The following is an 11962-nucleotide window of genomic DNA, read 5'->3' on the forward strand; positions in this document are numbered from 1 at the left end:
TCTACGCTCTCCCCCGGAACTGCACTACCTGGTTCATTTCGTTCACTAGTTGTTGATAATCTGTAGTGAATTTTCCTGAAATGGTTGCTAGAGCCCTACCCAATTCACTGAGTACCTGATTCAATTCACGGGCTAAGGCATCATCAAGCATTTTAACCTGCTTTTGTACAGCCTCACCGGTATCCTGAAGCGCTCGATCAGCATGTTGGCTCATACCCTTAAGTACCCTAGCATTCTCCTGCATTTGGGTTTCAACCATTTGATGCAACTGTTCACCGAACTGCTTACGCATAGTGTCGAGACCTTGCTCAACTCGGCTACGCATAGCATCTGTTTCAGTTACCAAAGATTGGCTGGCCGTCTTGTATGACTGCGTCAACTTGCTGCTATCTTCTTGCAAATCTGCGACTAACACACGCAAAATTGCATTTGTTTCACGTAAGCCATCCTCGAACATTTGGCGAGTTTCTTCACTATTTTTGGCGATCACATCAGAGCTGCCTTGTAGCGAAGCATTTACTCTTTCACTGTTAGCAACAAGCTCTTCGCCACTATGTACAATGGATTTCTGGAGGCTGGATGCGCTCTCCTGAATCCCTACAGTTACAGTATCTGTTGCCTGTTTCAGCCCTTCATTCATGGTCTGGGCGGCTGCTTTCATACCGTTAACAGTCTCGTCAATTTGCATACGAATTTCGGGTACAGCGTCTACGGCTCTGTCACGAATATCTTTAAATGCTTCGAGATGACGCTGTAGCTCCTGCAATTGATGCTGACTTACCTCCATAACCACCTTCAACTCTTGCATACTGGCAGGAATCACTCTGGACTCCTCACTAATATGGCTAACTGCCATCTCGGTCTGAGTGATAGCCTGGACTCCTAATTGGTACTGAACCATCATCTGTTCCAGCTGTTGGCGGTAGTTTTCCTGCCATTTCACCAATTCCAGCACTGCGACATTAAGTTGTTTAAAATTATCGCCAAATTGTTCAAGCAGATTATCATTGAAGTCAGATATCACTTCCTTCAACGCATTAATAACCTGTTCCGTAGCTGACTTAGACAGCATGTCAGCAAAGTCCTGTAGATTGTGCCATAGACGATCTTGAAATTGTGAAAATGCGTCTTTCTGCAGCTGCGCTAACTCCTTTAGCTGTGTCAAACCATTAACAGTTGACTCAAGGATATTAAATGTAGCTTTATGGTGATCACCAATATCAGAGCGAATTAACTTAAGTTGACTAACCAGGCTGGAATCCCCATCACCTCCAATTGCAAGTTGCAATTTTTGAATTCCTTCAGCCTGATTATTCATTACACCGTAAAGTTCAGCGATACCAATCTCATCTTCATCTATCTCACCATTGTGCTGAGATGTAAAGCGGCCACTAGCTAACAGGAGTTTATAGAAAATGGATAGGAACATACCGACCAAGCTAGTTATAAATGCTGTTTTTAAGCCAGAGAGCAAGTTACCGATACTTCCATCTATATTGCTCACATCAAATCCGAGCAAGCCACTTACAATACCCGCGAAGGTCCCTAATATACCAAGAGTTGTTAATAAAGTCGGCGTGTACTGGGTGAACTGATGCCCACGGTTTGTTTTTTTTAGCCTCAAAGAAAGTATTAACACAATAAACATAACCACAAGAAATATGTCGGTCAGTGCTTGCGAGCCTAAATAAAGCAAGGCATTTTCAATAAATGATGACAGCATAAGATTTGTTATCCCTCTTAATTTACCAATCCCCCCTCTTAACGACCGCAAACAACGTAAGACTCGTAAGCTCCATGTCTAGAGAGGGCGTAACACTTTTTAAAAATGTTCATTTCTGAAAAACGAACACCCATTTATCCTCAACACCACACCTCACACAAACTCTCAGCCTGCGCCAGTACCAGCTGGGCAGCCTCTTCCTGTTGGTCTGGCGGATACTTGTACTTGCGCAGGATGCGCTTGACCAACAGACGTAACCGGGCCCTGACGCTCTCTCGGCTACTCCAGTCAACAGTAACGCTACGGCGCAGGCTGGCAGTCAGCTCGTGGGCTATCTTGGCCAGTATCTCGTCCCCCAGCTCACGCACCGACGCCTCATTGTTGGCAAGGGCATCATAGAAGGCGAGTTCGTCATCGTTGAGGCCCAAGGCCTGCCCCCTCTTGCTCACAGCGGCGAACTTCTTGGCCATGTCGATCAGCTCCTCGATGACCTGCGCGGTCTCGATGGAGCGGTTCTGATAGCGCTGGATGACCTTGGTCAGCATCTCAGAGAACTTCTTTTCTTGGGAGAGGTTGGTCGCGAACTTCGCCTTGATCTCTCCCTCCAGCAACCGCTCCAGCAGCTCCACGGCGAGATTGCGCTCCGGCAGGTTGCGTACCTCGGCCAGAAACTCATCATCGAGCAGGCCGATGTTGGGCTTGTCGAGACCGACCGCCTCAAACACATCGACCACATCGCCCGATACCACGGCATTGCCGATGATCTGGCGAATGGCCAGGTCGCGCTCTTCGTCGGTTTTCTTCTTCTGGCTGACCTCTTTCTTGGTCAGCATCACCTTAACTGCCTGCAAGAAGGCCACCTCCTCTCGCACCGCCTTGGCCTCATCGAGAGTACAGCAGAGGGTGAATGCCTTGCTCATGGCCAGCGCGTTGTCGGCAAAGCGCTTCTTGCCATCTTCAAGGCCAAGGATGAAGTTGGCAGCCCCTGCCAGCAGCTTGTGCCCACCCGTGAGGTAGTCGCTGTAATCGAAGCCATGCAACATGGCGCGAAGTACATCCAGCTTCTCCTCCAACACAGCGTAGGCCTCGTGTGCATCGACCGTTGGGCGGCCACGACCACGGCTGGCGGTGTACTCCTTGATGGCGCTCTTGAGCTCGCTAGCGATGCCGATGTAATCGACCACCAGTCCGCCTTGCTTGTCCTTGAACACCCGGTTCACTCGCGCAATGGCTTGCATCAGGTTGTGGCCCTTCATCGGCTTGTCCACATACAGGGTGTGTACGCAGGGCGCATCGAAACCGGTAAGCCACATGTCACGCACTATGACCAGTTTGAGCGGGTCACTCGGGTCTTTGAACCGCTTCTCAAGCCGTTTCTTGACCAAGGCCGGATGAATGTGAGGCCGCAGCAACGCCTTGTCAGAGGTGCTGCCGGTCATCACGATCTTGATGGCACCCTTGTCGGGGTCAGGGTCATGCCAGTCGGGGCGAAGGGCCACGATGGCATCATATAAGTGCACGCAAATCTCGCGGCTCATGGCAACCACCATGGCCTTGCCATGCTGCGCCTGATTGCGCTCTTCGAAGTGGGCCACCAGATCGGCGGCAACCCGCTCTATTCTTGGCTTGCTGCCCACCACCTTCTCCAAGGCTGCCCACCGTGACTTAAGCTTGGCCTGCTCACTCTCTTCCTCATCCTCGGCCAGCTCATCCACTTCATCGTCGATGTGGGGAAGCTCTTCGTTATTAAGTGACAACTTGGCCAAGCGTGACTCGTAGTAGATGGCAACCGTGGCACCATCGTCCTTGGCCTGCTGCATGTCGTAGACGTGGATGTAGTCGCCAAAGACGGCGCGGGTATCTCGGTCTTCCGCCGATACCGGCGTACCGGTAAAGGCCACGAACGTCGCGTTGGGCAGCGCGTCGCGCAAGTGCTGGGCATACCCGACCTGATAGCGCGCAGCCCCTTCTGCAACCTTGCCTGGCGCTTTGAGCGAGGCGCTGAAACCGTACTGGGTTCGATGTGCTTCATCCGCGATGACCACGATGTTGGCACGGTCGCTGAGCACGGGGAACGTGTCCTCATCCTCGCCGGGCATGAACTTCTGGATGGTCGTAAACACGATGCCACCGGAGGGCCTGTTGCCAAGCTTGTCACGCAAGTCACCTCGCGTACTCACTTGCACCGGCTCCTCGCGCAGCAGATCTTGCGAGAGTGAGAAGACCCCGAACAGCTGGCCATCAAGGTCATTGCGGTCAGTGATGACGACGATGGTCGGGTTCTCCATCGCGGCGTCTCGCATCACCCGCGCCGCAAAGCAGGTCATGGTGATGCTCTTGCCACTGCCCTGGGTATGCCACACCACCCCGCCCTTGTGGCTGCCGTCTGGACGCGATGCGAGCACCACCTGCTCGATGGCCGCCCTGACTGCATGGAACTGATGGTAACCGGCGATCTTCTTGACCAACCGGCCATCATCTTCAAACAGCACGAAGAAGCGCAGGTAATCGAGCAACATGGCCGGGGTCAGAATGCCGCGCACCATGGTCTCCAGCTCACCAAACTCGCCATAGGGGTCGAGGTTGACCCCATCCACAGTGCGCCACTGCATAAAGCGTTCGGCATCCGCAGAGAGCGACCCCATCCGCGCCTCGCTACCATCTGAGGCAATCATGATCTCGTTGTACTGGAACAGGTCGGGGATCTGCTCCTTGTAGGTCTGCAGTTGGTCGAATGCCTTCCAGATGTCGGCATGCACATCGGCCGGGTTCTTGAGCTCCAGCACCACCAGCGGCAACCCGTTGACGAAGAGGATGATGTCTGGGCGTCGGGTGTGTTTGGGCCCCTTGATGGTGAACTGATTGATGGCCAACCACTCGTTGGCGGTAGGGTCCTCGAAGTCAACGAGGCGGACAAAGTCCCCCACCGTCTCGCCATCCCGCTGGTACTGGACTGGTACCCCATTCACCAGCAGGCGGTGAAACGCCCTGTTGGCCGACAGTTGCGCCGGGGTATCGAGATTGACCACCTGCGCCAGCGCGTCTTCACGCGCTACCATCGGCATAGACGGATTGAGGCGTGCTATCGCGCCTCTCAACTGGTCGAGCAACAGCACCTGATTGAAGTTCGCACGCCACGGGTTATCAGAGTCGGGGGCAACGTCGTAGCCACACACCACGCGATAGCCCACCTCGGCCAACCACCCCAGCACCTCTTGTTCCAACTGATCTTCGGTCATGCACCATCACTCATCAACAGGGAGAAACGCCCGTCAGGCGGGCTCGGTGGGTCTCAGTGGCAAGCGCAGTTCGCACGCAGAATCCGCCCCCGGCTGGCATGGCAATATCAGCCGGTGGGACGAACTGGCAGCCAAGTCAAACGGCAAGACCCACAACGTCAGGCGGGCATCATAACAAAAAGGTTCGAGTGGAACTTTGAGCTGGCTCCATGATGGATAAATCAATACCAGATGCCCATCATCTTGCTCGTTCAGGTACTTGTGGCCATAGGCAAACAGTTGGTAGAGGTCACCCTGGCTGATGCCGTACTTGCCGTCACGGTCGCCGCTATCGAGCCGCTTCCACTTCACGTCCATCACCCAACGCTTGTTGCCGTGCTGCAACAAGAGGTCCGGCTGCAACTGGAACATCTTCTTGCCTTGGTGAGAACACAGGTACTGACTCTTTACTTGCCGCTCCAACTTGGCATCGGGCAACAGCTGCTCGGGCAAACACGACTCGACGTAGCGCTCGAACAGCTTCTCCATGGGGAATAGCAAACTGATGCCCCGCCACTCGCCTGTCACAGCAATCGGCATCTGCTGGTTAAGGATCAGCTCGCACCAGGGTTTGATCGCCTGGTAGTGCGCCATCAGCCGGTCAGTGCGCCACAGTCTGAGATCCCCCTCCACATCACGGCTGGCCGGCACCTCGGCCAGCATCGTGCGCAACTCGTTGGCCAGGCGCCAGTTGGCGGCATCCTGTGTGCTCTTGGCTACCTGTTCTAATGCGAGCTTGAGCAAGCGGTTTTCCGCGCGATCGGGCAGGAATACATCATGGCGGATCTGAAAATGATGCTGTCGCCCCGGCGGCTGACGCATCTGCGCCACCACATTGAGCTGGCCGCGCAGGAAACGCTGCTCTTCCTCGATGTGTTGATAGTCGAAACGGATGCCTCGATTAAGCAGATGATCCAGCTCGTTGATAAACTGCGCCATCACCCATTCCGTAAGTGGTGCGTCAAACAACTCCAACCCAGTCACCGACGCTTGTCGCGGTTTGAGCGATAGCGCAGACTGGATCATTTGGCGCAGCAACTGGCGACTTTTACCCAGGCAATCACCCTGCTCATGATGCTTGGGCAAGATCTCCAGCCGCGTACCGCAGGGCGTTTCCAGCACGCCCACGTAGCTGTCCCACTTCAGCGAGTTGCGCCCCTCCACCTGCAGCAAGGGGGCGCCGCTACGATTGAAACTAGCGCTCAGCTCACAGAGCCAGTCGAACGCAGTTTCCGATATCTGCGCGCAGTCGAGGTTACCGGGTGCGACGGCGGCCGTGGTCAGGCGCGCATATTCACGAACGCTGACGAATGCGCTCAAGCACTCGCCTCCCCTGGTTCTTCTGCTGGCTCCTCGGTCTTGGCATTCGCGGCGATGACGCCCGCATAGGCAGATAGCCGCTTGAACGCCTTATCATTGATTCGCCAAACAGCCCCCTGCGCCGGTACGCTGATGTTGCCGAACAACGCCGCCACATCCTGTTTGTCCTGCTCCACGAAGCGGTCAAGCGCCGGCTTGCGATGATCATTCAGCACCCACTGGATGCGCTGCCAGTCCTCAAAGAAGTACTCCTGCAGAAGCGGCAGAATCTGGTTACGGAAGATCAGCTCCAGCCGAGACAGCGAGCAATCCTTTTTCAACGGCATAAAGTAGGCGTGGCCCAAGCAATGGTCCCGATCCAGCAGCACCTCTATACGCTGGTTCAGCGTTCGCAGTAACTTGCCGATGTTCAGGCCCTGCACTTCTACAGCATCCAGCAACTCCGGCCGGGGCGGCATCTCGCAGAACTCAAAGCGTCGGCGCAATGCAATATCCAGCCCTGCTAGCGAACGATCGGCAGTATTCATGGTGCCGATAAGGTAGAGGTTGTCCGGTACGCTAAAGGGGCGTTTGGAGTAAGGCAAAGTGGCGGTCAGTGCCTCGTCAGCACCAGCCCGCTTGCTTGGTTCTATCAGGGTGATCAACTCACCAAAGATTCGCGAAACATTGCCCCGGTTGATCTCATCGATGACCAACACATAGGGCTGTTTCTTAAGGGTTGATTGGGTCGTGACTACTGGTTGTTGACCATTCTCTTGCAGATACATCAGCAGATCACCCCAACTAAAGCGATCGAGTGGATAAACCGTCTTCAGTGTGAAGCGAGTGTCATCATTGAGGGGTAGAATAGATAACCCCACATCATGATAAAGCCATTTTACCGACCGCACGTGGTTGTAATGACTACGAACCATCACAGGAATCGCATCCGGTTCCTCAAAGCGATAATCACTAGTTACGACCCCGACCGCTTCAATTTGCTCAGCGGAACGGATGCAGACCAGAATGTCCCCAATAACTATTTCTTGGGCGAAACTTCTTAGGGTGCTTCGATCATTTGACCCAAGGGATTGATAATAGCTATTTGTAGACTCATCGAGGGCTTTAAGGTCACCCGTATTTCCCCAACCAATTCGAGCTTCTCCATGTTTCAAACAATAGCTTTTAGCTTCACGGGAACTCGTGCCATCGATAGAGATCTTCCAAATTCGAGGTTTGCTACGCACATCGACCGACACCGGGGTATATGAAACCCTTGCCTGATCACATATTCGTTTGAATACACCAGCCTCAACCTTGTATTCCAGTTGTGAATCTTCGCCAGTTACAGCCCTGATCCCCTCCACAAAGTCTTCATAACTGAAGCTCTGGTGGAAGGTCACAAAGTCGATACGCCCCTCCTTTACCAGCTCATCAAAGCGCGTCTTAAGCGCCTTGCGGGCCTCTGGGCTCACATCATCGTCGTGTTGTGCCAGACACTCGGGGTCGAGAATGGCCAGCGCCTTGTTGATGGTGTGATAGGTCTTGCCGGTGCCGGGCGGGCCGAAGAAAATCTGGTTCAACGGCGCGTTGGTCTTGGGCATCACCGGGTTGTCGTTTGCTTCGCTCATGGTGTCATCCTCATCATCACTCCCGCTATCGTCCTTGTCTGCCTTTGGTGGTGCCAGTCCCAACGACTCGTCATACAGGCCCAACATAAAGCCATATGGGGTCAATTCAGGTAACGACTCGCGGGCCAAGTCGTAATAACGCATCAGGCGCTGCATACGCGCCATCGGCTGGTGCTTGGCGGGGATATCCTCCTTCGGCCACCCCAACACCGTCAGAAAGTGCCCAAGGTGCTCACACGACGAGATGGGCAGCATCCGCTTGGGGTGATAGCAGGTAACCAGCCGCAGCTTGCGGCCGTGCCCCATGGTGACACGCGGCTCGACCCCGGCCTGCTTGTAAAGTGCCTCGTCATTATCAATCCAGCTCAGGTCACCATCAGGGTCGGCGGCGGCTACGCAGTGCTGCACCTTGAGGGTGTAACGCAGCGCCCCTTCATCACCCAACTCGGCCAAGCGCTGGTGTTTGTAGACGGCGCCATCTTTCTGGAAGTAGAGCAGGTGACCACGGGAAGTACCGGGCATATAGCGGGCCAGCACGGGTTGCAGACCACGCTCAATCCACCAACAGAACGAGTTGCCATCCCCCTTGCCTACGCAGTACTCCTCAAGGGTCAAGTTAGGCAACGAGTCGAGCGGGAACTGCTCGATAAACTTGCAATAGAGATCGCTCTGTTCACTATCGAAACGGGCTCTGTCGCCCATCGTCTTGAGCAATGCCAACAGGCGCGGGAAGTGTTCATTGGTAAAGGCAGTGGCGTTTACAACAGCGGCCGTCATACAGCGAGGTCCTTGAGTTGTTGTTCGGCATCCGGCAAGCGCAGTTGGCCAGAGATCAGACGGGGTAGCAGGGTATCGCGCAAGGTTGTCAGGGTCTCTGCTTGTTTGGCATTAGCAAGCGCTCGTTGATGCAACACCATCGCCTTGCTCTCAAACTCACGTACTAGCGCTTTAGACGGCAGTAAGTACTTCAAAGAATGAATGTGGTTCCGATTGAGCGTCGGAACTGCGGACCCTGCATTGAAAGAGGAAAAATCCAACATTCTCAACAACTCGTATGCATAGCAAGGTGTGGCATGTTTGAACTCTTTGACCCAAAGCGTGGTATTGAGTGGCCAGTAATCCTCAAGTGTCAAAAAGACTTTGCCAAGGACACCGGAGCGACCGGTTATTACACCCGGCCCCTTCGCCATGGCCACATTGTGTGTGCCATTAGGGCCACTTGCAGCAATCAAGGGATATGCTCCCGGCGTTCTTGCTGACGCGGGTAAATCAAATCCACGCTGAAGTACCAACAAGTCCTGCAACTCGCCAATAGCCCACCCCTTCGGCACCAAGCCGAGAGCGGACTCTTCGAAGCTGTCGGGGAACAGGGCCGCGACCTCGGGGGTCAGACCTGCCGGTTGTTTGCCACGAGCACGGGCATGGACCGGGTCGAAGTCGACAAACCACGACTTGAACAGCGCCTGCGCGATGGCTTCCAACGTGGTGTTGGTCTCTCGCAGCAAAGTGATACGTTCGTTAAGCGCAGCAACGATTTCCCCAACTTTGGCTCTCACGTACGCAGGGGGGAGCCTGAACTCGAAATCGAGTATTTGCTTTGCGCTGATATGCGGAACTGCAGTTCCGGTCGTCACATTCTGAATGTACGATTCAAATTCAGGAGTCGACAATAATGCGAACAAGAAGCTGCAATCTTCTCTTGAGGCAGGCCGGATCCGAGCAACCCGTTGTACTAGGTAACTGGGCGTATCTGCAGCTTGCACTTGAGCAACTTTCAGGCCAGCCGGAATCCACGGGCGATCCATCGCCAGAACAACATCTCCAGGCTCAAGCGCATACCGTTCAAGGCCAACAGCATTTTCACGAGACCATCGCTTTACCCCATCCCACCGAACTCTACCTGGCGCAATGTTATCTCCACGAAGCAAACGAACATCGTCTTGGCCATCAGAATAACCAGTACTCTTGAATGCAAAACCTGCGAGCAAGTCAACAAAGTCACGTAGTGGTATCAGCGGCCATTCAGAACACATATCCCAGCCCCCCCAGCTTCTGTTTGATCAACTGGTCCAACTCGGCTCCCTTGCTCATCTGGCCACCTAGTTGCTTGGTCAAGCGAGCCATCTTGTCGGCAAAGGCCTCATCGTCCTCCTCCACCTCTTCGGCCCCTACATAGCGGCCAGGGGTCAACACATGGCCGTGTTCGGCGATCTCCGCCAGGGTTACGCTGCGGCAGAATCCCGCTACATCCTCGTAAGGCTGCTTGCACTCCCCGTCCCCTTTCCACGCGTGGAAGGTATCGGCGATACGGGCAATCGCGCGCTCATCGAGTTCGCACTGCACCCGGCTGATCATGGTGCCCAGCTTGCGGGCATCGATAAACAACACCTCACCTTGGCGGTGGGTCTTGTTCTTGGCGAGGAACCAAAGGCAGGCAGGGATCTGGGTGTTGATGAAGAGCTGACCCGGCAAGGCCACCATGCACTCAACCACGTCAGCCTCCACCATCGCACGGCGAATGTCGCCCTCGCTGTTTTGGCTCGAGCTCATGGAGCCATTGGCCAGCACGATACCGGCACGACCATTGGGCTTGAGGTGGTAGAGCATGTGCTGCAGCCACGCATAGTTGGCGTTGCCCGCAGGCGGCGTACCGTAGACCCAGCGCGGATCCCCCTCGAGGCTGCCATGCCACCAGTCGCTGATATTGAACGGCGGGTTGGCCAGCACGAAGTCTGCACGCAAGTCGGGGTGCTGGTTGCGGGTGAAGGTGTCACCGTTTTCGCGCCCGAGATTGTAGTCCATCCCCTGGATGGCGAGGTTCATGGCCGCCAGCCGCCAAGTGGTCGGGTTCGACTCCTGACCGTAGATGGAGACATCACCCAGCTTGCCGCCATGGGCTTCGATAAACCTCTCCGACTGCACGAACATGCCACCTGAACCGCAGCAGGGGTCGTAGACCTGACCATGATGGGGAGCAAGTACTGCCACCAGTGTCTTGACGATGCTGGCTGGCGTGTAGAACTGGCCCCCCTTCTTGCCCTCGGCACTGGCAAACTCGCCAAGGAAGTACTCGTAGACCTGCCCCAGGATGTCGCGTGCTTCACCGACATCACTGCCAAAGCCAATCTTGGAAACCAGATCCACCAGCTCGCCGAGCTTGCCATCGGGCAACTGGGCTCGGGCGTAGCGCTTGTCGAGGATACCCTTGAGGCGCGGGTTCTCCTGCTCGATCAGGGTCAGCGCATCGTCAATGCGCTTGCCGATATCGGCCTGCTTGGCATGGGCCCGCAGCCCCTCCCAACGCGCGCCTTCCGGTACCCAGAAGGCGTTCACCTCACGGTAGTAATCACGGTCTTCTAGCTCCTCGGCCAGCAGCTCATCGTCACAGTCGTAGAGGAAGTACTCGTCGCTCTCATCGGCAAAGCGGCGGGTCAGCTCGGCGCGACGGGCGGCGAAGGAGTCTGAGATGTACTTGAGGAAGATAAGGCCCAGCACGATGTGCTTGTACTCGGCGGCGTCCATGTCGGCACGCAGCTTGTCTGCGGCAGCCCACAGGGTCTTCTTCAGCCCCTCGATACCGGTAACTTGCGGCTCATCCTTGGCCTGCTTGCCCTTGCCACTGGCCTTCGCTTTGCGTGGTGCAGCCACGGCGGCTTCACCTTCCAACACCCGGAGCACAGCACCGCCCCGCCCGCGCCCCTTGCGCAGTACGCCCTGTTCCAGCAGGGTCTCGCGTGCGGCGGTAAATACCTCATCGGTCAGGTCGCTGAATTGGGCTTTCAAGGTTTCCATCAAGGCTTGGTTACCGATACTGCTGCCATCTTCAGGAACGGCGGCCAGCAGCGCCTGGCTGAGCTCGTTGGGGTCGGTCATGGGGTTCTCCGGTTATGCGTGTTGCCATCACAACCCACCTGCGCGAAAGCCAAGGTGAGGATGCGGGCCAAGTTGTCAGACTGACGGTGCGGCACATGCCGCGCCTTGCGGGCGCAGCAGGGACCTATCCAGGGTGGTGGGTCAACAGAAGGCGATGC

6 protein-coding genes are annotated in these 11962 nt (G+C 55.5%); all 6 read right to left on the bottom strand.

The features are described from left to right. Position 1: 1 nt before the first annotated feature. The 6 genes from GWQ31_RS19840 to GWQ31_RS19865 all read right to left on the bottom strand — a co-directional run bounded on the left by GWQ31_RS19840 (position 2) and on the right by GWQ31_RS19865 (position 11804). Positions 2-1723 (bottom strand): sulfite exporter TauE/SafE family protein, encoded by a 1722-nt coding sequence (locus GWQ31_RS19840; protein WP_099994247.1) that lies wholly within the window; start codon positions 1721-1723, stop codon positions 2-4. A 140-nt stretch (positions 1724-1863) separates the two neighbouring features. After that, positions 1864-4962 carry a type I restriction endonuclease subunit R gene (locus GWQ31_RS19845; RefSeq protein ID WP_275910093.1) on the bottom strand — a complete coding sequence of 1033 codons (3099 nt, stop codon included), beginning with the start codon at positions 4960-4962 and terminating at the stop codon, positions 1864-1866. Between the two features lie 33 nt (positions 4963-4995). Continuing rightward, complete coding sequence (locus GWQ31_RS19850; protein ID WP_275910094.1) at positions 4996-6321, bottom strand: McrC family protein; 1326 nt, start codon at positions 6319-6321, stop codon at positions 4996-4998. Continuing rightward, positions 6318-8708, bottom strand: coding sequence for an AAA family ATPase (locus GWQ31_RS19855; protein WP_275910095.1), 2391 nt, complete (start codon positions 8706-8708; stop codon positions 6318-6320). Before GWQ31_RS19855 ends, GWQ31_RS19850 begins: the two co-directional genes overlap by 4 nt. Next, positions 8705-9964 carry a restriction endonuclease subunit S gene (locus GWQ31_RS19860; RefSeq protein ID WP_275910096.1) on the bottom strand — a complete coding sequence of 420 codons (1260 nt, stop codon included), beginning with the start codon at positions 9962-9964 and terminating at the stop codon, positions 8705-8707. Before GWQ31_RS19860 ends, GWQ31_RS19855 begins: the two co-directional genes overlap by 4 nt. Continuing rightward, a complete protein-coding gene (locus GWQ31_RS19865) occupies positions 9954-11804 on the bottom strand; it encodes a class I SAM-dependent DNA methyltransferase (RefSeq protein ID WP_275910097.1) in 1851 nt (616 codons plus the stop codon). Before GWQ31_RS19865 ends, GWQ31_RS19860 begins: the two co-directional genes overlap by 11 nt. Positions 11805-11962: the final 158 nt, after the last annotated feature.

The organism is Aeromonas sp. 2MA4 (assembly GCF_029237305.1).
Lineage (GTDB): Bacteria > Pseudomonadota > Gammaproteobacteria > Enterobacterales > Aeromonadaceae > Aeromonas > Aeromonas salmonicida.